General features: G+C 35.9%; 22 protein-coding genes. 4 read left to right on the top strand and 18 right to left on the bottom strand.

The annotated features are described in order from the left end of the window. Position 1 precedes the first annotated feature (1 nt). The 5 genes from pgeF to spoIIGA form a co-directional block, all read right to left on the bottom strand. Positions 2-814, bottom strand: a complete 813-nt coding sequence (pgeF, locus tag ACS127_RS11660; protein WP_440895216.1) for a peptidoglycan editing factor PgeF — start codon at positions 812-814, stop codon at positions 2-4. A gap of 419 nt (positions 815-1,233) precedes the next feature. Next, positions 1,234-1,461: a YlmC/YmxH family sporulation protein gene (locus ACS127_RS11655; RefSeq protein WP_440895215.1), complete on the bottom strand. Its 228-nt coding sequence runs from the start codon at positions 1,459-1,461 to the stop codon at positions 1,234-1,236. A 112-nt stretch (positions 1,462-1,573) separates the two neighbouring features. Continuing rightward, positions 1,574-2,359 carry an RNA polymerase sporulation sigma factor SigG gene (gene sigG, locus ACS127_RS11650; protein ID WP_440895214.1) on the bottom strand — a complete coding sequence of 262 codons (786 nt, stop codon included), beginning with the start codon at positions 2,357-2,359 and terminating at the stop codon, positions 1,574-1,576. A 96-nt stretch (positions 2,360-2,455) separates the two neighbouring features. After that, positions 2,456-3,175, bottom strand: coding sequence for an RNA polymerase sporulation sigma factor SigE (gene sigE, locus ACS127_RS11645; protein WP_440895213.1), 720 nt, complete (start codon positions 3,173-3,175; stop codon positions 2,456-2,458). A gap of 50 nt (positions 3,176-3,225) precedes the next feature. Next, positions 3,226-4,125, bottom strand: a complete 900-nt coding sequence (gene spoIIGA / locus ACS127_RS11640; RefSeq protein WP_440895212.1) for a sigma-E processing peptidase SpoIIGA — start codon at positions 4,123-4,125, stop codon at positions 3,226-3,228. Between the two features lie 756 nt (positions 4,126-4,881). On the opposite strand from spoIIGA, the gene ACS127_RS11635 reads away from it, so the two are divergent. The 4 genes from ACS127_RS11635 to ACS127_RS11620 all read left to right on the top strand — a co-directional run bounded on the left by ACS127_RS11635 (position 4,882) and on the right by ACS127_RS11620 (position 10,143). After that, positions 4,882-5,604: a LytR/AlgR family response regulator transcription factor gene (locus tag ACS127_RS11635; protein ID WP_440895211.1), complete on the top strand. Its 723-nt coding sequence runs from the start codon at positions 4,882-4,884 to the stop codon at positions 5,602-5,604. Then, positions 5,601-6,326: a sensor histidine kinase gene (locus tag ACS127_RS11630; RefSeq protein WP_440895210.1), complete on the top strand. Its 726-nt coding sequence runs from the start codon at positions 5,601-5,603 to the stop codon at positions 6,324-6,326. Before ACS127_RS11635 ends, ACS127_RS11630 begins: the two co-directional genes overlap by 4 nt. A gap of 120 nt (positions 6,327-6,446) precedes the next feature. Then, on the top strand, positions 6,447-8,276 hold the full coding sequence (locus ACS127_RS11625) for an ABC transporter ATP-binding protein (protein ID WP_440895209.1): 1,830 nt from the start codon (positions 6,447-6,449) through the stop codon (positions 8,274-8,276). Beyond that, positions 8,263-10,143, top strand: coding sequence for an ABC transporter ATP-binding protein (locus ACS127_RS11620; RefSeq protein WP_440895208.1), 1,881 nt, complete (start codon positions 8,263-8,265; stop codon positions 10,141-10,143). The genes ACS127_RS11625 and ACS127_RS11620 overlap by 14 nt, the downstream gene beginning before the upstream one ends. A 212-nt stretch (positions 10,144-10,355) precedes the next feature. Here ACS127_RS11620 and ACS127_RS11615 read toward each other — a convergent pair whose 3' ends face one another. From ACS127_RS11615 to ACS127_RS11555, 13 genes are all read right to left on the bottom strand, one after another. After that, complete coding sequence (locus ACS127_RS11615) at positions 10,356-11,141, bottom strand: APH(3') family aminoglycoside O-phosphotransferase (protein WP_440895207.1); 786 nt, start codon at positions 11,139-11,141, stop codon at positions 10,356-10,358. A 122-nt stretch (positions 11,142-11,263) separates the two neighbouring features. Next, on the bottom strand, positions 11,264-12,391 hold the full coding sequence (gene ftsZ, locus ACS127_RS11610) for a cell division protein FtsZ (RefSeq protein WP_440895206.1): 1,128 nt from the start codon (positions 12,389-12,391) through the stop codon (positions 11,264-11,266). A 72-nt stretch (positions 12,392-12,463) separates the two neighbouring features. After that, positions 12,464-13,756, bottom strand: coding sequence for a cell division protein FtsA (gene ftsA, locus ACS127_RS11605; protein ID WP_440895205.1), 1,293 nt, complete (start codon positions 13,754-13,756; stop codon positions 12,464-12,466). 176 nt (positions 13,757-13,932) lie between these two features. After that, a complete protein-coding gene (locus tag ACS127_RS11600; protein WP_440895204.1) occupies positions 13,933-14,292 on the bottom strand; it encodes a small basic family protein in 360 nt (119 codons plus the stop codon). Then, on the bottom strand, positions 14,292-15,011 hold the full coding sequence (locus tag ACS127_RS11595; protein WP_440895203.1) for a DUF881 domain-containing protein: 720 nt from the start codon (positions 15,009-15,011) through the stop codon (positions 14,292-14,294). The genes ACS127_RS11600 and ACS127_RS11595 overlap by 1 nt, the downstream gene beginning before the upstream one ends. Positions 15,012-15,023: 12 nt before the next feature. Continuing rightward, complete coding sequence (locus ACS127_RS11590) at positions 15,024-15,716, bottom strand: DUF881 domain-containing protein (RefSeq protein WP_440895202.1); 693 nt, start codon at positions 15,714-15,716, stop codon at positions 15,024-15,026. Further along, the gene (locus tag ACS127_RS11585) at positions 15,700-16,488 is read right to left on the bottom strand and encodes a cell division protein FtsQ/DivIB (protein WP_440895201.1); all 789 of its coding nucleotides are present in this window, start codon (positions 16,486-16,488) and stop codon (positions 15,700-15,702) included. Before ACS127_RS11585 ends, ACS127_RS11590 begins: the two co-directional genes overlap by 17 nt. Before the next feature lie 1,550 nt (positions 16,489-18,038). Continuing rightward, complete coding sequence (gene spoVE / locus ACS127_RS11580; RefSeq protein ID WP_440895200.1) at positions 18,039-19,136, bottom strand: stage V sporulation protein E; 1,098 nt, start codon at positions 19,134-19,136, stop codon at positions 18,039-18,041. A 51-nt stretch (positions 19,137-19,187) separates the two neighbouring features. Then, a complete protein-coding gene (murD, locus tag ACS127_RS11575) occupies positions 19,188-20,534 on the bottom strand; it encodes a UDP-N-acetylmuramoyl-L-alanine--D-glutamate ligase (protein WP_440895199.1) in 1,347 nt (448 codons plus the stop codon). Next, positions 20,535-21,518: a phospho-N-acetylmuramoyl-pentapeptide-transferase gene (mraY, locus tag ACS127_RS11570; protein WP_440895198.1), complete on the bottom strand. Its 984-nt coding sequence runs from the start codon at positions 21,516-21,518 to the stop codon at positions 20,535-20,537. It abuts the gene before it with no gap. Positions 21,519-21,575: 57 nt separating this feature from the next. Then, positions 21,576-22,922 carry a UDP-N-acetylmuramoyl-tripeptide--D-alanyl-D-alanine ligase gene (locus ACS127_RS11565; protein WP_440895197.1) on the bottom strand — a complete coding sequence of 449 codons (1,347 nt, stop codon included), beginning with the start codon at positions 22,920-22,922 and terminating at the stop codon, positions 21,576-21,578. A 32-nt stretch (positions 22,923-22,954) separates the two neighbouring features. Beyond that, entirely contained in the window at positions 22,955-24,424 is a 1,470-nt protein-coding gene (locus ACS127_RS11560; RefSeq protein ID WP_440895196.1) for a UDP-N-acetylmuramoyl-L-alanyl-D-glutamate--2,6-diaminopimelate ligase, read from the bottom strand. Between the two features lie 546 nt (positions 24,425-24,970). Further along, positions 24,971-26,890: a stage V sporulation protein D gene (locus ACS127_RS11555; protein ID WP_440895195.1), complete on the bottom strand. Its 1,920-nt coding sequence runs from the start codon at positions 26,888-26,890 to the stop codon at positions 24,971-24,973. Between the last annotated feature and the right edge of the window lie 98 nt (positions 26,891-26,988).

The raw sequence follows: 26,988 nt of genomic DNA, 5'->3' as shown, positions 1-26,988 counted from the left end.
CTTAATGGCGGCCTATAAAACCAAGCATACGGCCTGTCCGACCTTGATCACGTCGATGAGAATAAAATTCAGAGTGATCATACGTACACTGTTCGGTTACTAATAGTTTTGCAGCGTTTACTCCCTGGTCGATTAACATATATTGATTTAATTTTTTCAAATCTAATAAATACTGGTCACCGTTATGAGCTATTTTATGACTCACCTTATTCCGGTACGTAGCTGGAATATGTTTAATGACGTCTTGATTAACTTGATATCGAGCAAAACTTATTGATGGGCCGATTGTGATAAATAGGTTATCAGGATTCACACCTTCTTCTGCCAATTCTTTTATCATTTCGACTGCAATCCCATTTACTGTGCCACGCCAGCCTGCGTGAGCAATCCCGATCCAACCTGATACTGGATCATAAAAGAATAACGGAACACAATCAGCAAAAAATGCCGCGATTAAAATATCACGTTCTTTCGTCATTAAACCATCAATTCCACGTATCGCTGGATACACCGGCATTGAACCTGCTCCAATATTGGCGTCGTTTTTAGATAGACGGGCAATATTCGTCCCATGAACTTGCTCACCTAAACACCATCGCTCAAGTGGGAAGCCAATCAAGTCTGCCAATTTCATCCTATTTTCAACAACATCGGCTTCGACATCATTTACGTGTAAACCCATATTGAATGTATCATAAGGTGACTTACTTCTACCACCCAAACGAGTGGTTATTCCTGCTGTAATTTCAGGAAACATGTTTGCCCACGACTTAATCTGCTTGTATGATGCATGACTACTTTGAAAAGGTTCCATCTCATGCTCCTTTTTAGATGATTAGAAAATAAACTTCTTAAAGATATATCGGATAAATAAAAATTTGGGATTTACTTCTACACGGATGTGGTAATCTTAACCTTTACACAAATCACTTTAGTGAGATATGTAACCACACTAAGGAAAATGATGGAGCCATCACACCAGTAAAAAAACTTGGATTATTATCAAATATTTATAACGAAAGCCTTAGTTTTACTTATACTTTCATCAATAAAAATCTTCTCTAATAGCATAAGAATACATGTCTTGCTTATGCTAAGTTCCAATTCCAAGGTATGGGAATGGATTAGGTTAAACTCCTTAAGTATGAGAGATAAACCAAGCTTTTTAATCATTATTCTATCATATTTTCAGTGAAATTTCTTTGTCTTTCTCATTTATCTCTATATCGTTTTTTATTCCACTAAAATAACGTCATTTCCAAGTGTGATAATGTTACTCCATGGTATCACTATTTCATCTCGTTTATTAAATAAATGGCCCAGACTCGAACGACTGCCGATAATAATATCCGTAATTAAACCTGAATCAACATCTATCTCTAAATCAGTAATATAGCCCATTCTTGCTCCTGTATTCACTGATACGATTTCCTTCGTCTGCAAATTCGTCAGTGTTTCCATCAAATCACCACCCTACTTAACTATATGAACCTTTTTGGGTTAGCATTACTTTTCTAATCATTTAAAAACCGATTGCATTTGGCTGCAATCGGTTAATTTGTTTATGCTATTATTAATGACTGTCAAACATGTCTTGATTCATTTCTTGGATGGCTGCCTTTTCAAGTCTTGAAACTTGTGCCTGAGAGATGCCTATTTCATTAGCCACTTCCATTTGTGTTTGCCCTTGAAAAAATCGTTTCGTTAAAATGAGCTTTTCTCGCGCATTTAGTCGCTTGATTCCTTCACGTAATGACAGATGATCAACCCAATCTTCTTCCTCATCACCTTCGTCACTAATTTGATCCATCACATAGATCGGATCTCCGCCATCATTATAGATAGGCTCAAATAAGGAGACAGGGTCTTGGATCGCATCCAAAGCAAATACAATATCAGATTGCTCTACGCCTAATTCTTTAGCAATCTCTTCAGCTGTCGGTTCTTTTAATGTTTTACTAAGTATTTTTTCTCTTGCCTGCAAAGCTTTATATGCTGTATCTCTAAGAGATCGAGAAACTCGAATTGGATTATTGTCTCGCAAATAGCGTCGAATTTCTCCAATAATCATTGGAACCGCATAAGTTGAGAATCTAACATTTTGACTGAGATCAAAATTATCGATTGATTTCATTAAGCCTATACAACCAACTTGAAAAAGGTCATCTCCATATTCCCCGCGATTTTGAAAACGTTGAATAATACTTAATACCAACCTTAAATTTCCATTCACTAAAGTTTCTCTTGCTGTAAGATCACCTGCTTGTAATTCCTTAAATAACTTGCGCATCTCTTCATTCTTGAGGACCGGTAGTTTTGAAGTATCTACACCGCATATTTCTACTTTATGTCTAACCATATGTGACCCTCCCATGTTGTCTAACTGTACATGGAACAGTATCACCATTGGCTAATACTTTTATGCAGGTAATTATTTCCGAAGATTCATGACAAGTTAAATCATTTTTTCAAATTCTTTTTGAAGTCGTTTGATAATCTTCTTCTCTAATCGGGATATATAAGACTGTGAAATCCCTAGTAAATCAGCTACATCCTTTTGTGTCATTTTTTCACTACCAACTAAACCAAAACGCAACTCCATAATTTGTTTTTCTCTGCCTGTTAATTGATCAAGCGCTTTTCTTAATAACTTTTTATCGACAGATGCCTCAATATCTCGTTCAATAATATCTTCATCAGTTCCTAATATATCGGAGAGCAATAATTCATTTCCATCCCAGTCAATATTAAGTGGTTCATCAAAGGAAACCTCTGATCTTAATTTATTTGTTTTTCTCAAGTGCATCAAAATCTCATTTTCAATGCATCTAGAGGCATAAGTGGCTAACTTAATTTTTTTCTCGATATTAAACGTATTAATTGCTTTTATTAAGCCAATTGTTCCAATGCTAATAAGGTCTTCAATATTTATTTTTGTATTCTCAAACTTTCTGGCAATATAGACAACAAGTCTTAAATTTCGTTCAATTAACATCGCCTTGGCTGCTTTATCACCATTCGGTAATTTCATTAATAATTGGTATTCTTCTTCTTTTGACAGAGGCGGAGGTAAAGCCTCGCTTCCACCTATGTAATAAACCTCTTTGGGTTTAATCCCCAATTTTAATCGTAATTTGTAATAAAATAATCTAAACTCCAACCATAATTTTCTCACCTTTACACTCCTCACATGTTTTAATCTTAAAATGATTTAGCCATTTATATTTATTTAAATAACTGCGGATTAAGTAAACAATGATACTTTTGCTCTGAAGATAATGCTGCAAAACGCAGTCCAATTAAGACATTTTTAACTTCAAACGTTTCATGGTTATCACTAAAAATAAATGATTCTGGTTTTAGTGCGACTAAAAGACCTGCTGAATTTGAAACATCTTGATACGGAATTAATCGGATAATAGATGTTATCGAGGGATCTGCTTTTGAAAGATCTAAAGTCTCGTTAATTTGTTTAAGCTGTCTCAACTGTTCATCATTAAAAAATTGCTTAATCGTATCTTGATCAATAATAACGACTGGATACTTTGTCATTGGATCTGTTAAATGATTCGCGCTATCCAAATAACCAGTAACAGAAACTGATTTATTAAGCATTTGAATTTGACATTTGAAGAGTTGATCTGTTTGATAATTAACCAATGCTTGCTTGTCCATTGTTTGCTTCGTGTAATACCAACAAATTGGAAAACAAATCACAACAAACAACCAGCTTATGGGTGTTCCAAACCCTGTGGATGCCGTGATAAAACTGGCATGATCAATTTGAACAGACTGGTCAAAAATAAAGTGCAACCCTAATAAAATGCCACCTAATGCAAATGAAATAAAGTAAAAAAATAGCCATGTTTTGATAAATTCAATCCATGATAAATGTTTAAAAGCAATGATAATGATCAAAATTGAAAATATGATTTTACCAATAGGGTATAAAATAAGACTGTTAGGAAAATAAACAGTAACAAAAACAATTGAAGAGGCAACGATGGATGCAAGCAATATTCGCCAACCCTGATTTTTCTTTTTACTCAAATAACCTGTCAGTCTTAAAATCATAAAATCAATCATTAAATTGAGAAGCCAAATGGCATCTAAATAAAGCGTCACTTTTTAATTCCTTTCTAATATACTTTAAGAGGTTGTTCAAAAAGTTCAGTAAAAAGCGCTGTGAAGAACAAAAAGTTTTCGACTAACTACCGACACATCCTGGGACTGGGGCTCAGAATAAGAAAGACACTTATTCTAGCACGATCAAACAAATAAAAGATTTGATTGGCGATCGTCTAAGTCAAACGATGGCATTCACCAGAAAGACTTGACGATAAGCCAAGTTTTGCTAACCTTGTAAATGCTCCCTGGCTTTCTTTCGTGTGATGACTCGCCTCACCGAAGACATTTGCGGTTACTCGTCCCGCCGAAATGATTTTTGTCGAACGTCGAAGTCACCATAACACGCGAGAAGCTTGTTAACTTGCCTTTGTGTTCCACATATGTCAACTGGTACGAAGGAAGTTCTGTTAAAAACATCCACGTCCTTTGGGCAACACAGAACTCATCACATCTTGTGAAAGCCCAGTACTCGAAGCTACATCGCCTCGAACTTTTGACGTATAGGACGTTACGATTTTAGCCGACGAGGCGCTTTTCATCCTCCTTTTGAACACGTGCTTTAAAAACATTATAAATGTGAGGATTAAAAAAGTATGTCAGAGCCTGACAATAATTTTTAGCTTCTTTTAGGTAATCATTGCTTTTTTTGTCACCGGTATATTTTCCCTTCTTTTTTTACATTTTAAAACCCACCCATTTTCACCGTGGAATGGCCTATTCATTTAGGCTATAATTAAACAAGAGGTGAAATATATGAAATGGCTTGTTGCTTTATTGGATGATGAAATCGTTCAAATTGACTTACTAAAAAAGCGTTTTAAAGAGTATGAACAAGACCATAATGTGTCTTTTCAGTTTTTGACGTTTGAATCGGCTGAAGCCTTTCTATTTTATTTTGCAGAAGATAAAGCAATCGATTTATTAGTATTGGATATTGAAATGGATGGTATGAACGGCATGGAACTGGCACAATTGCTTCGGAAGCAGAAGCATGATATAAAATTACTTTTTGTGACAGGTTATACAGATTATATCGCCGAAGGATACGAAGTCAGTGCGATTGATTATATTCTTAAACCGGTAAAAAAAGAGAAGTTTTACCGTGTAATCGACCGATTTCGCAAGCTTACACCAAAGAAAAATGAAACGATATTGATTGAAACGTCTGAAGAAAAAATAAAATTAAATCTGGAGACAATTCTTTCTTTAGAAGCAGATGGTCACCAGACGATCATTACAACAACTGAAGGTATGTTTCAAGCAATTGCAGGATTGGGGTCTTTCGAAGATCAACTCTCTTCAGAATTGTTTATTAAGCCCCACCGATCTTATTTAGTTAATTTAGCACAGATCAAAAAAATAACTAAAAAAGATCTCTATCTAGATAATGATTCTATGATTCCCGTATCCAGGCGGCTGTATAAAGAGGTCAATCAGGCATTTATTCATTATCATAAAGAGGAGTTGGAATGGTGACTCGATATTTATTCATCCTAGCTACTTTGTCCCTTTTAATCATACTGATACTCGGCATCCGCCGATTTATCCAATCCTATTATGATAAAAAACTTAGCGAAGCGAATGCAGCACTGATCCGTTCACATGTTGAAGAAGTCGAGAGCATTTACAAACAAATGCGAGGCTGGCGCCATGATTATAAAAATCATATCCAAACAATGAAAGCCCATCTTGAATTAGGCCAATTTAAAGAACTCAGTCAGTATTTAGCTGAACTGGATCAGGACTTAATTTCCGTTGATACAATTATTAAATCAGGAAATGTCATGATTGACGCTGTGCTCAACAGCAAACTAACATTAGCTCAATCGAGAGAGATTACCTTACACGCAAAAGCACATGTTCCTAAAAAAATTCACGTCCAAGATGTGGATCTGGGGATAATACTAGGTAATTTATTGAGTAATGCGATTGAAGGTTGTATGACTGTGCCCAATCCGGAAGATCGTTTTATTCGAGTGTATATCCATGAAATGAAAGAACAACTCTACATAAGCATAACCAATACGATGGACCAAAAAATCAAGCGTTCAGGGCAGAATATCTTAACAACTAAAACGGGCAAAGATCATGGCTTCGGTTTGAAACGAATTGACACAACCGTTGCAAAATATCAAGGCTTTATCAATCGTCAATTTGAAGAAGGAGTGTTTGCGACGGAAGTGACATTACCGTTGTAGCACTCCATTCTTTTTAATTCTGACCTAATAAGTGACCACTCGTGTGTTTAGATGAACCACTCATAATTTTTCTTATTGTCCATTTGTGAAAAAAGATAAGCTAAAAGTGAGGTGAGAAAGATGAAGAAAAGATCAGATCAGACTTATTCAACGTTAGAAAACATAGCGTTTTTACTAAAGGAGATAGCACAGTATAATAAAAAAACCTTTTTATACATCGGCTTAGCTGCCGGATCAGAAATGCTACTCCCTTTGGCAACATTAGGCTTAACGGCTATTACAATTGAGGCAGTCACCAATACAAATGGACAACATTTTATGTTATTTGTTGGTACATTTTTCGCTTTACTGATCGGCATACTGACTCTTACCATTTTATCTAAAACGAATCAAATCAAACTAGGAACACAAGGAAATATTTTTCGAGCTCGTATTTTAAATAAATTAGCATTACATTTGACTCAGATTGATTTTGACATCTTTGATGGGGATAAAGGACAGGGAAAAATAAATAAAGCGTTTGATACAGCTGGTGGTCCTCATCGTGCTTTTCAACATATCTTCGTTGTACTAGAAGCATTTATGACAAATGTGCTCGGTTTTTTACTCTACAGTTATATCTTGACAGAGGTTCATTGGATTTTCGTTATTCTAATTGCTGTCTCTTCTGGTATTAATTTCTTATACAGTTTATCCGTCAATAAAAAGGAAGATCAAAACAAAGCACTCATCTCTCCTATTGATCGGAAAATTAGCTACCTAACTGAACAGACAGGAGACTTTCAGAAAGCTAAAGATATGCGTCTCTATAAAATGGAAGATTGGTTTAGCCATGTATTCGAAAAATTACATCAAAAAAAATACCGTTTTACAGGTCACATATTGCGCAAAAAGATAGGCGGTAATGCATTAGATGGTAGTTTAAAATTGGGCATTGATCTGATCGCTTACGTTTTTTTAATCAATATGATTATTAATGGAGAAATAAGTATAGCTAGTTTCACTGTTTACTTTGGAGCGATTGCAACTCTTTCCAGATGGATAAGTGGTGTATTAAAAAGCGTAGTTGATTTAAATAAAATTGGACTGGAAATAGATGACTACAGAGATTTTATTGATATCAAAAGTACAAGAAATCATGGAATAGGAATTGAAGTCAATCAAGAGGGACCTCCTTCAATTGAATTCAAAGATGTAGCCTATCGATATCCTGAAGCAGAATTCGATACAATTAAGCATTTCAATCTGACGATTGATCCTGGCGAGAGTGTTGCACTTGTTGGCGTAAACGGAGCAGGAAAATCTACATTGATTAAATTATTGACCGGTCTTTATCGCCCAACAAAAGGAGATATAAAAGTAGATGGTTACTCGATTGATCAGTATGCCATCGATGATTACTTCAAGTTCTTTTCAGTTGTTTTTCAAGATTACTTTGAACTGCCGATAACGATTGAAGAAATGATAGTGCAGGAGCATGAAAAGGACAGCTCCCATCTGAAAATGATAGAAGAACAAAGTGGATTAGCTGAAGTTTATCAATCCTTGCCCAAAGGAAAGCAGACAAAATTAGTTAAACGTGTCTATTCTGATGCCATCGATTTATCAGGTGGGCAAAAGCAAAAGCTTCAGTTAGCTAGAGCCCTATATAAAGACGGACCTATCCTGATCTTGGATGAACCAACAGCAGCCTTAGATCCCATTGCAGAAAGTGAGATTTATCAGCAATATGAGGCGTTTGCCAAACAGAAAACATCGATCTTTATTTCTCATCGCTTATCCTCAACCCGATTCTGTGATCGGATTATCTTTTTAGCAGATGGAAAAATTATAGAAGAGGGAACACACCTTGAACTAATGGCACTAAAAGGTCAATACTACGAGATGTTTGAAACTCAAAGCTACTATTATAAAAATGAAGTAGGTGAAGAGCAAAATGCAATCGTTTAAAGAAAATTTCCGACTTATTTGGCGAGGATATAAAGACATTCATTCTTTAGAACCAAAACTATTATGGATTAGCGTGATACAAGGGCTATTTAAAGCAATTATTCCTTTCGCAGGATTGTTTTTCACTTCATGGATTTTAAATCGTCTGATGACTAAGCCATCATTTGAAGAATTAATTCCCATCATAATTTTAGCCGTCTCTGTTACCTTCATCTCTTCATTAATCTCCAACGGGTTGGAGCATTATCGAATAACATTAATCTACCAAGCAAAAGATAAGAAGGATATGAAGATAAACAATAAAGTGATTTATATGGACTATGAGTTTATTGAAGACCCAGAAGTACATGAATTAAGAAACTATCTGGATATGATCGAAGTGTCTGGTCAACGAGGATTATTTTATCTGATGCTCGATACAGAGTCCCTTGTTAATCAACTAACTTCTATGCTGATCGCCTTTGGCTTTGTCCTACCCATATTTTTTGCTAAAATCCCAACCGAACATGCTTTGTCGTTTTTAAATAGCGGATGGTTTTTAGCATTGATTTTGATCGGGATTATCTTTTACTTCTCGTATGCTGCCAAGTTGTATGAAAGATCAACTAATGAGTGGAATCGAATGTTGGAGAGTGCCCGGCATTCCAATAACATATACAGATTCATCATAAACCAATTATTTGATTATCAGTCGGGTAAAGAAATTCGTCTCTATCAACAACAAAAGATCTATAATAAAGTCTTTCAAGATATGAATTCAACCACCGCAAAAGCTTTGATGAGTATGCAGACTGAAGAAAATAAAGCGACAACTAAACTGCAAATATTGATTCATTTATGTCTGGGTTTAGGGTTTTTATTTATTGCTCTAAAAGCAATCGGTGGCGCCATTCTTCCTGGATCTATTGTGATCTATACGGGGGCAACCGCTAACTTTATCATGTACTTTCCGGAATTTGTTTCTAATTTCTCTAAACTACACAATAATAACAAAACACTAAAAAAATATTTTCACTTTTTAGATTTGAAAAGTGATAAACACGAAGGGACGCTCCCCGTTGAAAAACGTGTCGATAATGAATACGAATTGGAAATCCGTCATTTGTCTTTTAAATACCCTAATACTGATGAATATGTTTTAAAAGATATCAATCTTAAATTGACAATTGGAGAGAAATTGGCGATTGTCGGAATGAACGGTAGCGGCAAAACAACGTTTATCAAATTATTGTCACGCTTATATGATCCGACAGAAGGTGAGATTCTTTTAAACGGGATCAATATAAAAAAATATAATTATGATGAATATTTGCGCCTTTTTTCTGTCGTTTTTCAGGACTTTTCATTATTTTCATTTAGCTTAGGACAAAATGTCTCTGCTTCGATTGAATATAAGGATGAAGATGTCATTTCAGCTTTAAAGGATGCTGGCTTCAATGAACGCTTTAATAAACTCCCACAAGGATTAAATACGTATTTATATCAGAATTTTGATAAAGATGGAATTGAAATCTCAGGTGGTGAAGCCCAGAAGATTGCGATGGCACGGGCGATCTATAAAGATGCTCCAATCGTTATACTCGATGAGCCAACTGCTGCCTTAGATCCGATTGCTGAGTTTGAAATTTACTCCCACTTTGACAAAATTGTAGGAAATAAAACGGCTCTTTACATTTCACACCGTCTATCCAGCTGTCGCTTCTGTGATGAAATCATCGTGTTTGATGAAGGCAAGATCATCCAGCGTGGCTCACATAATGAGTTGGTCAAAGATAGCAATGGTAAATATCATGAATTATGGCATGCGCAGGCGCAATACTATACGGAAGATAAAGAAGGAGGAATTATGGAAATTTCCTTAACCTAACAAAATGTTGAATCCTGCTGTAAGGCTGCTGTTGCAAAATGAAGAGTATATTGCACAGCCGCTTTTTTATACAGTTAGAGATCAGGAGGTCGTTTGGATGTCACTTTATTGTAGAGATGGGGAGCTCCTTGAAAATACAAAGCTATCTTTTTCGTGTGAATGGATAGCTATTGAAGCCTCGCCCCTTCTGCTAAGTAAATGAAAATTCACACTTAAAACAACTCGTCTAACAAAATATAAAAGTTGATTTTATCCCAATCTGGCTTTATTTTTAGCACATCAAAAAGAATGATTGGATCCAATGTATTATCAATTTTTCCAGTAAACGTTCCATCGAGTTTGTGTTTTAAACACCTGTAACAAAGCGCTATATCCTGATATTTATCAGCTATACCAGCCCGACCTAAATCAATAAAACCATTTATTTTATTGTCTTTAATAAAAATATTGGGTAAGCAATAATCACCATGCGAAAAAACGAGCTCTTCTTTTGGTTTATTCTCCTTTAGCCACTGCAAGAGTTCCTCAGGGTTCTTAAATCCATTTGTTCCATATGTTGTAGGTTCTGCATCCTCTATGCTGCAAAGTTGACTGTGGACACGGATTTCAGCTTGTTTCAGTTTACGATCTATTGAATGATCATAAGGACAAGTTGACAGATCAACTTCCCAAAGCATTCTCAATCCGTCAGCTAATAATTTTACCAGCTGATTAGGTTGTTCAAGCCAAACTGCTGAACTAGCCATTTCCCCCTTTATTTTACTCATTAGCAAGTAATTGATCCCCTTACTTGTTTCCGAGCACAAAATTTGGGGAACAGGGAGCTTGTGGTCAAGCCATGCCATCATTCGATGTTCATTAACGGATTCTTCATGTTGTTTTTCAATTTTTAAAATCATATCATCAAAACCAATGACTTGTGAGTCTGATCGACCTATTTTATCGATTGAATAAGGCTTATCACCAATTATCTTCTCTATCTTATTAGGGAGATTCAAATGATTTCCTCCTCTTATCTGAGTTATATACAAATGAAGTTCTTGCTAGCTTTTTACATTAATACTAACAAAGTAAAACCGGCCTTCACTCAAAAAGGATGAGCGAAGGCCGGTTTTGCTAATTATCTTCTTTGATTTCTATTTCTAAGAAATGTTGGAATATCTAATGTATCTTCTTCTTCTCGGAAGCTAGTGGGTTCGTAAGTTTCTTCTTGTACTCTTTTTCCTTCTTGTTGATTATTAATGGCTTGCTTATTAACATTTGACCTTTGTCTAGATTGACCAGAGCTCACTTTATTTTCATCAAATCCTGTCGCAATTACAGTAACAACAATCTCTTCCTTTAAGTTCTCATTGATGACTGATCCAAAAATCACATTTACCTCTTGATCAGCAGCTGATGTGACAATGTCTGCAGCTTCTTGAACTTCATATAAACTCAAGTTGCTTCCACCTGTTATATTCATTAGGACACCATGTGCCCCGTCAATTGATGTTTCTAATAGTGGGGAAGAAATCGCCTTTTTGGCTGCTTCTGTTGCGCGATTTTCACCAGTAGCTACTCCAATACCCATTAAGGCTGAACCTTTATCAGACATGATTGTCTTTACGTCAGCAAAGTCAACATTAATCAATCCAGGAGTTGCAATTAAATCTGAAATCCCTTGAACCCCTTGACGTAATACATTATCTGCTTCACGAAAAGCTTCAAGCATCGGGGTATTCTTATCAATAATTTCTAACAATCTATCATTTGGTATAACGATTAATGTATCAACATTTTCTTTTAACCCATCAATACCTGTAATAGCTTGGGTTGAACGTTTTCGTCCTTCAAACAAAAAAGGTCGTGTGACGACACCTACTGTTAGTGCACCTATTTCTTTTGCTACTTGAGAGATAACAGGTGCGGCACCCGTACCTGTACCTCCACCCATTCCTGCTGTAACAAATACCATATCAGCGCCTTGTAGTGCCTCTTCTAATTGTTCTTTACTCTCCTCAGCTGCTTTTCTACCAACCTCTGGATTAGCTCCAGCACCTAATCCTCTAGTTAATTTTGTACCTATTTGTATTTTCACTTCAGCTTTTGATAGATTTAAAGCTTGTGAATCCGTATTTACAGCGATAAAATCAACGCCCTGAACACCATGCTCTATCATTCGGTTAACAGCATTGTTACCACCACCGCCAACACCTATTACTTTTATCGTTGCTAGTTGATCTAATTCTGTGTCAAACTCCAACATGTTCGTTCCTCCTATAAAAACAGTATTACACACGTTAAGATGTCATTTTATCATTTTGTTTGAGTATAATCATCAATCAAAAAAGTATTTAAATAAATTTGCAATACCTGATTCTTTCTTTTCATTCGATGGGTGCTGATTTTCCTTTTTTGGCTTTGAACGAGCTGCTTTTTTCTTCGGCTTCGTTTCTTCAACATCTAATTTAGACACAGATCGTGCTAGATGCTTACCTTGTATTTTGGCATTAGCATAAGCGAATTTAAGAATGCCTACACCCGATGTATACTGTGGTTCACGCACACCAATATAATCTGGAATAGCGATTCTCACGTTACTTTGATATAGATCTTGTGCTAATTCTAACGTACCTGGCATTCTCATGCAACCACCAGTTAAAACAAAACCGCCAGGTAGTTCAGAATACCCCATTTTCTTAATTTCTCTCGCTACATATGTATAGATTTCCTCCATACGTGCTTCAATAATATCAGCAAGATCAAGTTGATTATACGTATGTTGTTGATCACTTCCAATAGAGGTAACTTTAAACGTATCTTCTTCACGTGCATCTGGATAAAATCCATGTCCGTGCTTCAATTTAATCGTTTCAGCATCCTCTGAACTAGTTTTCAAGCCTATTGAGATATCCTTGGTTACATTATCTCCACCAAGTGGGATAACTCTTGTCGTCACAAGATGATTATTCTCAAAGATAGAAATCGTTGTACAGCCACCACCAACATCAACTAATGCTACACCCAACTCCCTTTCGTCATTTGACAGAGCAATTGAGCCTGTTGATAAGGGCTGCAAACAAATGTCAACAACCTCTAGGCCTGCTCGTTCAACACATTTAAGGATATTATGTAACATTGTTCTAGAGCTAGTAATGATTGTTCCTTCCATTTCTAGACGAACACCAATCATACCTCTTGGATCTGTAATCTCATCTAGTCCATCAACAATAAATTGTTTCGGTACCACATCAATAATTTCTCTTTCTGGAGGAATAGAAATAACTTGAGCAGCATCAATGACTCGAGTCACATCTTCATCATTAATCTCTCGGTTTTCACTTGATACAGCTACTATACCTTGACAAGGTAAAAGCTGTGCATGATTTCCATTAATTCCAACGATCACACGGTTAATTTTCATATCTACCATCCGTTCAGCTTGATCAATAGCTAGACGAATAGATTGAACAGTTTGATCGATATCCACAATCGCACCTTTTTTCATCCCACGTGATTCTGCATGCCCAACACCGATAATATTTAAGGAATCTGATAACACTTCTCCAACAATTACTTTAATTTTTGATGTACCTATATCAAGGCTGACTAAAATTTCATTGTTGTTCATAAATAAGGCACCTCCCAGTCTACAGCATCAATAATACTTTCTTAATTATTTTTAAATAATTATTGATTTTAGTTTTCACTTATTCTTCTTAGTATACCATTTAATTGCTAGTCTATTAATACCATATTATTAATTATATTATATTTCATTATTCTACATAGATCGACGATAATCCTTCATTTGTTAACTAATTTATTTTTTTTTTTTGGAATTTTAAATATATAGCGTCGAATGGTTGATATATTACGAAATAGACGCAAGCCAAAAGCAAAAACAGCAGCTAAATAAAGATCTACCCCTAACTGCTCACCGATAAACGTTAAAACAACAGCTAAACTAATATTAAAAAAGAAACCTGAAATGAATATACGTTGACTAAATATATTTTCTAAATGAGCACGAATTCCTCCAAAAAGAGTATCCATGGCTGCTAATATTGCGATTGATAAATAATTCGTGTATATATCAGGGATTGAAATATCTGTTAGCAGTCCTAAACCTATCCCAATGAATAAAAAAAGAAACGGCAACCACATTAACTTCCACCTGCTTTATCATCTTCTATAACCTCTACATACTGTAAATTAAGCTCCCCATCATATGCCGGAATTTTCACGTTATCTGTTTTTTCTAACTCGAACAAAATATTATGCATCGCAAATTCATCACGTGATTGACTGACTTCCATATAACTGAGCAAACGATCAGGGTCATCAGAAGCTATTTTAATTGTTAGAGGAAGATCAGGTAATGGGCGTTGATTCATATATGTTTGATCACCAATATTCCGAATAGCAGTCAAATTAGTTAAACGCTCATCATTTATCGCAATATGGTTAGCACCATATGAGTTTAACTCATTAATTAATCTATTTAATAACTCAGGTGTCAACTCCGGGAAAGCTAAATCTTCAGTTTGTTCATTGTAATTGGGTATCAGTTCAATCAAGACCCCAGAATCAACAATATCTGTTAATCCTGCTTTTTCCTCAAGTAAACTGATTGATTCATTTAGAGCTTGAATTTGGTCTTGTTCAGATGTTGATTCATACTGTGCTTGAACAATTTTTAGTTCATTTAACTCATTTTGAAGTAATTGCTGATTGTTTTGTTCATTTTGTAATTGTTGTCGAATTTCCCACATATCTCTCGTTTCTCGAACTTCTTGTTCAGAAGAGGATTGAAAATGAATCGCTAGCATCAAGCCGAGAATCATCAATACAAGAGAATATATTAGTTTGTTTTTTAAAGACATATCTATCACCTATTAACTCATTCTAGCATTCATTTTAATCTGATCTTTCTTTCCAATTTCAACCTCAATTTGATCATTAACAAGGAGATCAATCACACCATTTGACAACTCTAAGCTTTCCTGAAGGATATCAGGATCACCAATTGCTTCAATAACAAAAGGTGCTGGATACTGTTCATCATCTATTGATATAACAGGTCCAATACATACAATGCGGCTATCGGAGAAAATGCGCTGCCCGTTGATCGCTAAGGCTTCTGCTCCTGCACTATATAATTCATTGATAACTAATTGAATATGTCGGTCATGAACTATATACTGATCAACATTTGACTCAGACGGAATAAACTCTTGATCTTTTAAAGAAACAAAGATACCTGAACCTTCTATCGGTAATTCACCAGTTAAAGCCTGAAGTTCTAACTTCTCAGATACTCTTGTACTCATCGTTTCAATTTGGTCAGCCATCGTATTTTCTAACTGTAAAATGTTCAGTCGTACATCATCTATTTCTTGCTGCAATTGATGGTTATTCTCCTCGAATTGAATAAGTTGCTGTCGATAATAAAATGTTTTTTCCCATTCTTGAACACTGGTTTGCTCATCTTTTATCAATGCCTTGGTATGCTGATAACTAAAGGCAATCAGAAAGCCGAATGAAAATAGGACTAGAGATAGGATTACGTGTTTACCCCTCACTCTCATCGTCAACCTCATTCCCTTCATTTTCTTCATCTTTAGTATAAAAAATCGCTCCGCCTGTCCCAATCTCAATCACACCATTATCTTCATCCAATTGACTAACAATAGATGGATAGCTACTCATATGGTCACTGAAGTTTCGAATGCTCGCAACAACTTCATAGCCATCATTCATAAACAGTCTTAAAGAAAAGGGATTGGATTCAGTTGGTTCCCAATAAATTTCTGAAATATGATTAGCAATCGATTGTGGTAAAGTAACTAATTGTTCTGTCAGTAACAGCAAGTATTCTTCATCTGTAAAATCAAATAGTAAAGGGGCATCCCCCTGATATTCAACAATACGAAACGAATCAAGCATATTGCCATTCTCTAGTAATGGATAGAAAAAGTCTCCTTCATTTATATAAGCTACTTTATCTAATTCTTCTACACTAATTTCTATATTATTTGGAAATTTCCGCTTGACAACAGCTTCTCTAATTTCTGGTACTTCATTAAGTTGTTCTTCAATTTCTGCTGTCCGAAAACTCCAAATATTAACTTCTTCTGATAGTTGTGAGCTTTCAATAATAGATTCTGGTTCAGTATATTGATACCCGACGACATTAATATCATTAATATAACTTAGCGGAGATTGTAAATAAACAACAATCGATATTAAAACAAAGAACAAACATAGATAAAAAATTAATCGTCTATTCGTCTTTTTCCGACGTGCTTCCTTCAATTTTGGAATTCGATCTTCTATCGAGACTACTTTTTCATCATCCATCTCGTTATCTTCCTTTTATGTAAATTATTAACTTTAATTAACGCCTACTAAACGACTGAATTAAACAAAAACACCTTCCCTATCACAGTATAAAATTTAAATTAATCTTTGGTCTAAAGCTAGTTAACTATGATAAAACTTGTTTAATAAAGTATAGCATAATTTAGTATAAAAAACTTTCACTATGATAGCAAAACATATTATTTTCCAATTTTATTTTTAATTAAAAATAAAGCTGTATGATTCACAGTTTTTGATCCGATCGATTTTAAGTTTCTGGATTACATGAAAGTATTCAGATAAATCTATAGAAACAGCACAGCTTTCACAGTATGAACTCAGCTTAGAAAGTGATCCAAACCGTGTTGAATAGAATTCTTTTAAAGATACCCGCCCATATTCCTTTGCTATAAAAATAATGGGCTGTTATACAATGAAATAAGCTTGTTCAATAACTTTTTTCTTTGACAGTATTAGACACCCGATTGAAACACTGGATAGGATAGATCTATTCGACATTTTGACTTGAGCTTTCGTTTGAAATGTTTGATAGAAGGGTTCTATTCGACATTTTGACTTGAGATTTCATTTGAAATGCATGATAGAAGGGCTCTATCCGACATTTTGACTTGAGATTTCATTTGAAATGTTTGATAGAAGGGCTCTATTCGACATTTTGACTTGAGACTTCGTTTAAAATGTTTGAGAGAAGGGCTCTATCCGACATTTTGACTTGAGATTTTGTTTGAAATGCATGATAGAAGAGCTCTAATCGACATTTTGGCTTGAGATTTCGTTTAAAATGTTTGATAGAAGGGCTCTATCCGACATTTTGGCTTGGATTGTCGATCAAAATATCGGGGATAAATGGATTCCTAGATGGGAGTAAAAATGGTTAAGCAGCTTCGATATTCATGCAAATCGATACCGTACTATAAAGCGAAACTTCAAACGAACGATTATCTGTGATAAATTAAAGGAACCGTCTAATGTGAAACCTTATGATGGATATAGTGCAACGTACAATATATCGGATATTGAAAACGAATAAAAAACTCAATGTGACTTTATGATGGGGATACTAACCACAAAAGAAAATGTGTTAGATTTAGATTCTCTTTATGTTCTCCAATCAACTTAGGAAATTTTTATCTCTAAGAAAAATAAGCAAATCTCACTTCAAGAAGTTTGGTCAAGCATTTTCTCTGAATGGTTACCTTCCTCTGACTATGAAATCATTGATAATGGATCTATTATTTTCTTTATTGAAGATATCAAAGGTATGGATGGCCCTTCTGTAAGCAAAGAAATATGGATACAAGTTAGCAAGAAATAAATGTACTTCTTTGAACATTATGAGCTCTCAAGATGAACGTATTTTACTCTAAAATGAAAAATAGACGCTCATTTTGAACGCCTATCTTTTAAAAACTTTCATTTTGTACAAATTCTATTTGAGCACTGACTGAAAGCATTGATTTTATAAGGTTTCTTCATATTTTCTTATGTCAACAGGCTATAACAGCCCGAATATACTTTCAAAATTTCAGTTAATAATGGGAATATCGGCTAATGTTCAAAACAATCCCCATTGCAGCTAGGGTTAATGTCAAAGATGAACCACCGTAGCTTAGGAATGGTAATGTAATACCCGTTACAGGAATTAATCCAATGACTACACTAATATTAATGCACACCTGTAAGCTAATCTGAATTACAATTCCAATAGCTAAGAGTGAGCCGAATTTATCAGGTGCATTTAAGCCAACTTGGACACCTTTCCATAATAAGTAGAAAAATAGGCCAAGAACAATTGTCGCTCCAATAAAGCCCAATTCCTCTGCAATAATTGAAAAGATAAAATCATTATGAGGCTCAGGAAGATAAAAATATTTTTGCAGACTGTTGCCAAACCCTAGACCGAATAAACCACCTGGTCCAATCGCATATAAAGATTGAATAATTTGAAAGCCATCCCCTAAAGGATCATTCCACGGATTGATAAAAGCAGTAATTCGGCTGATTCGGTAAGGTGCAGAAGCGATCAAACCTGTTAATCCAGCTACTCCCAATAAAGCCAAGAAGATGAAATGCTTTATTTGGGCACCTGAAATAAATAATAAAATAAAACATGAACAAACAAGAATGACACCTGTCCCTAAATCTGGTTGCAGCATAATTAAACCAAAACAAAAAAAGATTAGCAGGAGTAATGGACCGAAACCTTTTGTTAAAGAAACAATGTCCTTCTGTCTTGCTGCCACTCGGTCAGCTAAAAAAATCAATAATGCTAGTTTAATAAATTCAGCCGGTTGAATGCTGAAAGCTCCTACACCAATCCAGCTTCTTGCTCCACCTCGAACCAATCCAACACCTGGAACCAAAACAAGCCCTAAAAGTAAAATACAGATCAACAGGATATGCTTTGAATAAATACGCCATGTATGGTAAGGTATTCGACTCACACCATACATGGCTATTAATCCAACAGCAGCAAACAAAAATTGACGTTTACCAAAGTAAAAAGCATCAGCAAATTTATAACTTGCCCAAATACTCGAAGCACTATATACCATCAAAATTCCGATGGCTACCAACACATAAATAACGATGATTAACTTCCAATCTGCCCCTTGTCCCTTTTTCATACACTCACTTCCTAACTTAAACAGTTAACTTAGCTTAACTGCATGTCCTTATTAAAGTGTATGCACAAGGTTAATAAACATGTCGCCCCGTTCTTCAAAAGTTCGATATTGATCCCAACTTGCACAGGCTGGTGATAACAGAATAACATCGCCAGCCTGTGAAGCGCGATAAGCAGCTTGAACCATTTCTTCAAGCGTCTCTCCTTGTTTAATCAGTTTAATACCAGCTTTTTGACCAGCAGCTGCTAATTTATTTGCTGATTCGCCATATAAAAACATTCCTGTTACATTTGTTAAATGTGGGATCAGTTCATCAAAGCTATTTCCTCGATCCAGACCACCAGCAATTAACATTGTCGGTTGTTGGAAAGCAGACAATGCCTTTGAACAAGCTAAAATATTTGTTGCTTTTGAATCATTATAAAATAAGCGACCTTGTTTCTCTAAAACAAATTGCAATCGGTGCTTAACTCCAGAAAAAGTTGTTAAGGTTTGTTCAATTCCTTGATGATTTGCCCCGATAAGAAGCGCGGCTGCTACACTAGCTAAGATGTTTTCTAAATTATGCGATCCAACTAAACGAATATTCGACAGATCCATGATCCGCTCTTTTCCAAAATAAATGGCCTTTTCATCTACCCAAGCACCTTTGATATCTGTTTGCTTGCGGCTAAAAGGAATCCGTTTAGCTTTAGTCGATTCAATCAACTTGACCACTCGTGCGTCATCTGCATTGTAAACAAGAAAATCATCTTCTGACAGACGGGCAAAGATTTTTGCTTTTGCCTCCTGATAAGCAGTGAAATTCCCGTGATAATCCAAATGAGACTCAAATAAATTTAGTAAAACGGCAATTTTAGGCTGAAATCGATCAAGCCCCATTAACTGAAACGATGATAATTCTAATACTAATTTTTCATCTGGTTTTAAGTTCTCAGCAACTTCAACAGCAACCTCACCAATGTTCCCAGCTATTTTAGCTTTTTGTTGACTGTTTTTTAAAATCTGCTGAACCAGCAGCGTTGTTGTCGTTTTTCCATTAGAACCCGTAATGCCTATAATCGGCTGATCAATGAGATAGTGTAAAAGCTCTATTTCAGTCCAAACAGGGATGGCTTTTTTCTTTGCCTGCTCAACAAGAATATTTTGATAAGGAATACCTGGATTTTTAATCACTAATTCCACTTGATCTAATAATGATAATGGATGCTCGCCAATAACGACCTGCACGCCTTTAGCTTTTAGATCCATAATGTCCTGATCTGTTTGTTTGGCTTTTAAATCATTTGCAATAACCTCAATACCATTACGGACTAGTACATGACACGTTGCTGTTCCACTTTTGGCTAAACCTAGCACCAATACTCGCTTAAAGGGGAATTTTTCTAATTTATTCATTTATAACCACACCTCTAAATAAAGACCTAGGATGGCAAGGGCAAAACCCATAAGCCAAAAAGTCATAACAACTCGCCATTCTGACCAACCCTTTAATTCAAAATGATGGTGTAATGGACTCATTAGAAAAACTCTCTTTCCTCGCAATTTGAAAGAAACAACCTGAATCATAACAGATAATGTTTCCATTACGAAAACACCACCAATAATAATAAGTAAAATTTCCAATTGTAAAATAATCGCAATTGCAGCTAACGCGCCCCCTAATGCAAGTGAGCCTGTATCACCCATAAATACTTTAGCTGGATAGGCATTGAACATTAGAAAGCCGAGTAAAGCCCCAACAATAGCAATTGAAAAAACCGCTACTTCTAATTGAGGGGCCACTGACCATGCTAGAATTGCAAAAGCGCCAAATGCAATCACTGCATTTCCTGATACAAGACCATCTAAACCATCTGTTAAATTGACTGCATTTGAACTCCCAACCATCATAACAATGATTAAAATCGGATATAATAAGCCAAGCTCTAATTCAAATGTTGTTCCTGGTATAGCTAAAGCAGTTGTCATATCCTGCGTACGTAAGACAAGATAAAAAATAGCTGCAATCCCAAACTGTCCGATTAATTTTTGTTTAGATGTTAAGCCTAAGTTTCGTTTAAGAACAACTTTAATAAAATCATCAATAAAACCAAGCAGGCCGTAGCCGACAAAAACAAGTAAAATTAATCCTGTTTCTACGGTAAAAGGATTACCAATCACTCGGCTGATCATAAATAAAGCCGTAATAACAACACTCAAGATAATAACAATGCCACCCATCGTTGGTGTACCTGTTTTTTTTATATGGGATTTGGGGCCTTCCGGACGAATGCTTTGACCAAATTTTAATCTTTGTAAAAATGGAATAAAGATTGGTGAAGCAAGGACAGTAATTAAAAATGCAGCCCCTATCGTTAATAATAAAAAGTATTCATTCATATCTCGTTCCTCCTAAATTAACCTGCTAACAGTACAAATCTGAATGGATAAACATTATCATCGGGCCAACAGTGCATCAATCAATTGCTCTAGCTTCATACCTCTCGAAGCTTTAAACAGCATAATTGTACCTGCTTTTTGTTGTGCGGCTAACAGATTAATTAATTCTTCTTTTGTTTCAAAATGCTGAGATTTAACCATTGTAGATTGACTTATGTGCCTTGCTTTCTCTCCAATTGTATAGACATAATCAATCGAATGAGGGATGCTTTTTCCAACTTCTTGATGATAATGTACCGAGTCTGCACCTAGTTCCAGCATATCTCCTAAGACGACGATTTTCTTCTGATAATCATCAAGTTGACTAAATGTCTCAATCGTTACTCGCATTGAAGTTGGTGAAGCATTGTAAGCATCGTTAATCAAAATAGCTCCATTTTTTCCTTTAATGTTTTCAAACCGCATTTGTGTTGCTTCCATATCTGCCAAACCCGATTGGATTTGATTCATTGATAGACCAAGATATTTGCCAACAGCTAAACTGTAGACTGCATTCTTAGCTTGATGCTTTCCAAAAAGCGGTATTGAAATCGGTGCTTTTTCTTCATTTAATTTAAATTGCGTACCTTCATTTGAAATATTGACCTGCTTAATATAGTAATCATTTGGTTGATTAAAGCCAACAGAAATGGATGCAAATGGGTAGCTTGCTTGTAGTAATGGTTCATCACCATCATAAATCAAAACACCTTTTTGCTTCATATTTGAGACAATTTCTAGCTTGGCTTTAGCAATTCCTTCTCTTGAACCAAGATGTTCAATATGTGATTCACCAATATTCGTAATAACAGCAATATCTGGCTCTGCAATTCGTGACAATTGCTCAATTTCACCGAAATGATTCATGCCCATTTCTAAAATAAGAACCTCTGTCTCAATTGGCATGGCTAAAATCGTTAGCGGTAAACCAATATGATTATTAAAATTACCTCTCGTACAGTGTGTATGATACCATTTTCGGCAAACAGCATAAATAAGATCTTTCGTTGTTGTTTTTCCATTTGACCCCGTAACCGCAATGACTTTCGGATTAATAGTCTCTCGATATACATGAGCAAGCTGCTGTAAGCCGATTAAAGTATCATCAACCCGAATAAGCGGAAAGGATGACTCAACAGAATTTGGACGCGGATAATTCCTTTGCCATAAAGCTACTTGAGCTCCTTGCTTAATTGCCTGTTCAAGGAAATCATGCCCATCAAAAGATTCACCTATTAAAGGCACGAATAACTTATTTGATAAATCCTCACGTGTGTCTGTACCTACTCCAGTTAACTGTATTGTATCTGACCATTCACCATCTATCGTTTGAAAAACGTGTTTAATTACCGTTGAAGATAACATGTAGCATAACTTCCCTTCACTGATCTAAATGATTATTTATTGGCGATCGCCTGCTCTGCCACTTGATAGTCGTCAAACGGATATGTTTGGTTACCGATCGTTTGTGTCGTTTCATGACCTTTTCCTGCAATTAGCACAACATCATTTTCTTTGGCTAAGTGGATCGCTTGATTTATAGCTTTTGCTCGATCAGCTTCAACTAAATATCGAGATGTTTTCATGCCTTCTTCCATGTCAGAGATAATCGCTAGTGGATCTTCAGTACGAGGATTATCTGATGTTAAAATCGTATAATCCGCATATTTTTCACCTACCGCTGCCATAAGTGGCCGCTTACCCCGATCCCGATCACCTCCACAGCCAACAACAAGATAGAGTCGTCCTTGAGAAAAGGAGCGAATCGTTGTTAAAACATTTTCTAAGGAATCAGGAGTGTGGGCAAAGTCAATAATCACACCAAATGGATGATCGCCCCTCACTGCTTCAAAACGACCGCGTACGCCATCTGACTGTTCAAGTGCTCCTTTTATGTTAGTTAATGAAACACCAGATAAGTACGCGGCAGCAATAGACGCAAGCATATTATAAACATTAAACCTTCCGATGAGTGGTGTACACATTTCAATCTGACCATCCATCGTATGTACCGTGAAACTCGTTCCATTAGCTGTTAGTTTAATGTTTTTTGCCATAAAGTCTGCTTCATGATCAATCCCATATGTGACCACACGTTGACTTGTCGCTCGTTCAAAATCAGAGAAATAATTATCGTCTCGATTGATAATCGCATATTTAGGTTGCTTCAAGTCATATTTATTTCCAAGTTGATTAAACAAACGCATTTTTGCTTTTAAATAATCATCCATTGTTTGATGAAAATCTAAATGATCTTGGCTTAAATTCGTATAGATCGCAATATCAAAATCACAACCATTCACTCGTCCTAATTCAAGTGCATGTGAAGACACCTCCATCATACAATGGTCAATTTTTTGATCAACCATTTGTTTAAAGCTTCTTTGTAAGAACGAGGGTTCTGGTGTTGTATTAGTGGTTGGATAAACTTGATCAGCTATTTTCATTTGAATCGTACCCAGCACTGCTGTTTTTTCTTGATTAAATTTGAATATTTCCTCTAATAAATAAGTAATCGATGTTTTTCCATTTGTACCTGTCACACCAATTAAGTGTAGATCATTTGAAGGGAAATCATAAAAGTAATTAGCTAAAAAACTTAATGCCTGATCTGTATCTTTCACATAAAGAACCGGTAGATCATCACGATCAATGTTTTTCTCAGCTAGTATTGCTACTGCACCATTTTGAATTGCCTGATCAACAAAAGCATGCCCATCATTAGTATAGCCACTTATGCAAATAAACAAATCACCCGGTTCAACTTTTCTGGAATCGACTTGTAATTTTTTGATTTCTGGATTTTGTTTAAAAACGGGTTTATTCGTTAACAGTAAATATTTAGCCATATCATTTAAAGTTTTCATTTATATCCCTCTATTTATCATATTATTTTTTTCTTCGTCAAATGCTTTTGTTTTTACATTTGCCATTAAGATTTGCTCTGCTTTCCACAGACTCGTGTTTTAAAAGTTTGTTCGAAGAGTCCACTAATAATAACTATTGAGAACAATGGGCCTTCGATTATCTTCTGACACATCCTGGGTTCTGTCATTACCCACCCCACAAAAAGATTTGTGTCGAATGCCGGAGTCACCTCAGCTTGTGGAAGGAAGCCCCTCATTTTATTTATACGATCATCAATAGAATTTTATCCTTTCAGATCGTTCCAGAATAAGTATCTTTCTTATTCTAATTGCTACAGCTTCTGATAACTTCCACAGGCATGAATAGTTAGTAAATAACAGCTATGCTTTTCAAAACACATCAATCTTCCAATAACTTAAGATATAAAATGTTAATTAACAAAAGTTCGACACTCGGTTGAGTGTCGAACACGAAGGTTGTGATTGAACACACAGTAAACATTATAACAAATAAATGTTCAACTGGCACGATTATTCATAATTATTTTACTCACCAAATAACAGTCGAATTGTCTCTCCCATTGGTATCTTTGTCCCAGGTTCTGGCGCCTGCTCAATAATTTTACTTCCTGTACCGACTGACTCGATCGATAACTGTGTCATATAGTCTAGTAAATCCTGTTCAGATAAGCCAATTAGATCCGGAACTTCAACTAATGGCTGTTCTGGCCAACGATGTTCCTTATCCAAACCATCTTGACGCCGCTCCACTCCCATGGCTTGTAAACTATCTTCAATAATATTCCCCACAATTGGTGCAGCAACTACACCACCAAATTGCCGGACATCTTTCGGGTTATCGATGGCTACGTAAACGACGATTTCGGGATCATCAGATGGTGCCACGCCAATAAATGAAACAATATGATTATTGGCTAAATATCTACCATCCTTTCCTACCTTTTGAGCGGTTCCTGTTTTACCGCCGACACGGTAGCCTTCCACATAAGCATTTCGCCCTGTTCCTTGGGCAACGACACTTTCTAATGCTGAGCGTACAAGCTTTGATGTTTCCTCTGAGATCACTTGCTCCACCAGCTCTGGTTCATTTTGTTCAATAACTTGTTCCGTTATGGGATCAAGCCAACTATCAACAATATAAGGGCGGTACAGTTTACCACCATTAACAGCTGCTGAAACAGCCATAACTTGCTGAATCGGTGTCACCGAAACGCCTTGACCAAACGATGTTGTTCCTAATTCAACGGGACCTACTTGTTCACGGTCAAATAGGATGCCACTGGCTTCTCCTGCCAAATCAACATTCGTTTTCTTGCCAAAGCCAAATGCTTCAATATAATCAAATAATCGATCTGTACCTAAACGTTGTCCTAAAGAAACGAAGCCGGGGTTACATGAATTTTGTACCACCTCTAAATAAGTTTGCTTTCCATGTCCGCCATGCTTCCAGCAACGAAGTTTTGCTCCACCAACCTCAATATGACCCGTATCATAGTAGTGATCTTTTTCCAAATCAACAACTTCTTCTTCAAGCGCCGCAGCCAGGGTAATTATTTTAAAAGTTGAGCCTGGCTCATATGTGCTCCAAATCGGATAATTACGATTATAAACTTCAGGATCAACCTCTTGGTAAGCGGCAGGGTCAAATGCCGGTCGAGAAGACATAGCCAGAATTGAACCATTGTTTGGATCTACCGCTATCGCCCATGCTCCATCCGGCTGATAAGTTGCTTCTGCAATATCAAGCTCCCGCTCAACTATCGTCTGTACTTCTAGATCAGTCGTTAACTTTAAATCATTGCCATCAATCGGCTCTTGATAAGTATCTGATAAGTCTGGCAGTCGCCTTCCCTTTGCATCGGAGAAAAAAGAGAGGCGACCAGCAGTCCCACTTAATTTCTCATTATGAAACAGCTCTAATCCAACTAAACCTTGGTTATCAATTCCGCTAAAGCCAAGCACATGAGCTAACATCGTATCATGGGGATAATAACGTTTTGAATCCTCAGCTAAATAAACACCTGTTATATCTAACTCTTGAATGGCAAGTGCCTGTTGATCTGATAATTTCCTTCCTTCGATAAAGCGGACAATATTCGTATCTTGCTCTAAGTACTCTAAAATTATCTCTTGTTCCACATCCAATATCTTCGCTAAGGCTAAAGAAACTTCTGCTTTATTTTCAACTTGTCTGGGAACAAGCATAACGGTTGGAGCAGAAATATTATCGACTAAAATTTGATTATGTCGATCTAATATTTTGCCCCGTTCCGCTTCATACTTAATATCCCTTGTCCAAGATGTCTCAGCTTGTTCAGTTAACGAAGGTCCTTTAACAAATTGAACATACATTAAACGAATCAAGACAACGATCAACACCGATAATGCTAACAAAAAAACAGTGACTATTCTTTTTCTAATGGTCATATGGGATACATGTTTCATTATTTAACGCCTCACTTTTCAAATAATGATTAATTGTATCTAAGTATATGACAAGCTATTTTGAATAGTACACTGTTTTATGTTTTCAAACAAATCGA

This window comes from Amphibacillus sp. Q70 (genome assembly GCF_052055485.1).
GTDB lineage: Bacteria > Bacillota > Bacilli > Bacillales > Amphibacillaceae > Amphibacillus.
The sequence above is the reverse complement of the archived record's forward strand: the minus strand, read 5'-3'. Positions and strand labels throughout refer to the sequence as shown.

Bases quoted from the DNA above. Each gene is read 5' to 3' on its own strand.
- ACS127_RS11585 (WP_440895201.1), bottom strand. From the start codon at position 16,488: ATGGATGATGAAAAAGTAGTCTCGATAGAAGATCGAATTCCAAAATTG.
- ACS127_RS11560 (WP_440895196.1), bottom strand. From the start codon at position 24,424: ATGAAAACTTTAAATGATATGGCTAAATATTTACTGTTAACGAATAAA.
- ACS127_RS11655 (WP_440895215.1), bottom strand. From the start codon at position 1,461: ATGGAAACACTGACGAATTTGCAGACGAAGGAAATCGTATCAGTGAAT.
- sigG (WP_440895214.1), bottom strand. From the start codon at position 2,359: ATGGTTAGACATAAAGTAGAAATATGCGGTGTAGATACTTCAAAACTA.
- ACS127_RS11555 (WP_440895195.1), bottom strand. From the start codon at position 26,890: ATGAAACATGTATCCCATATGACCATTAGAAAAAGAATAGTCACTGTT.
- ACS127_RS11620 (WP_440895208.1), top strand. From the start codon at position 8,263: ATGCAATCGTTTAAAGAAAATTTCCGACTTATTTGGCGAGGATATAAA.
- ACS127_RS11635 (WP_440895211.1), top strand. From the start codon at position 4,882: ATGAAATGGCTTGTTGCTTTATTGGATGATGAAATCGTTCAAATTGAC.
- ACS127_RS11565 (WP_440895197.1), bottom strand. From the start codon at position 22,922: ATGTTATCTTCAACGGTAATTAAACACGTTTTTCAAACGATAGATGGT.
- mraY (WP_440895198.1), bottom strand. From the start codon at position 21,518: ATGAATGAATACTTTTTATTATTAACGATAGGGGCTGCATTTTTAATT.
- ftsA (WP_440895205.1), bottom strand. From the start codon at position 13,756: ATGAACAACAATGAAATTTTAGTCAGCCTTGATATAGGTACATCAAAA.
- ACS127_RS11590 (WP_440895202.1), bottom strand. From the start codon at position 15,716: ATGAGAGTGAGGGGTAAACACGTAATCCTATCTCTAGTCCTATTTTCA.
- ACS127_RS11600 (WP_440895204.1), bottom strand. From the start codon at position 14,292: ATGTGGTTGCCGTTTCTTTTTTTATTCATTGGGATAGGTTTAGGACTG.
- spoVE (WP_440895200.1), bottom strand. From the start codon at position 19,136: ATGAAAAAGGGACAAGGGGCAGATTGGAAGTTAATCATCGTTATTTAT.
- ACS127_RS11595 (WP_440895203.1), bottom strand. From the start codon at position 15,011: ATGTCTTTAAAAAACAAACTAATATATTCTCTTGTATTGATGATTCTC.
- pgeF (WP_440895216.1), bottom strand. From the start codon at position 814: ATGGAACCTTTTCAAAGTAGTCATGCATCATACAAGCAGATTAAGTCG.
- murD (WP_440895199.1), bottom strand. From the start codon at position 20,534: ATGAATAAATTAGAAAAATTCCCCTTTAAGCGAGTATTGGTGCTAGGT.
- ftsZ (WP_440895206.1), bottom strand. From the start codon at position 12,391: ATGTTGGAGTTTGACACAGAATTAGATCAACTAGCAACGATAAAAGTA.
- ACS127_RS11625 (WP_440895209.1), top strand. From the start codon at position 6,447: ATGAAGAAAAGATCAGATCAGACTTATTCAACGTTAGAAAACATAGCG.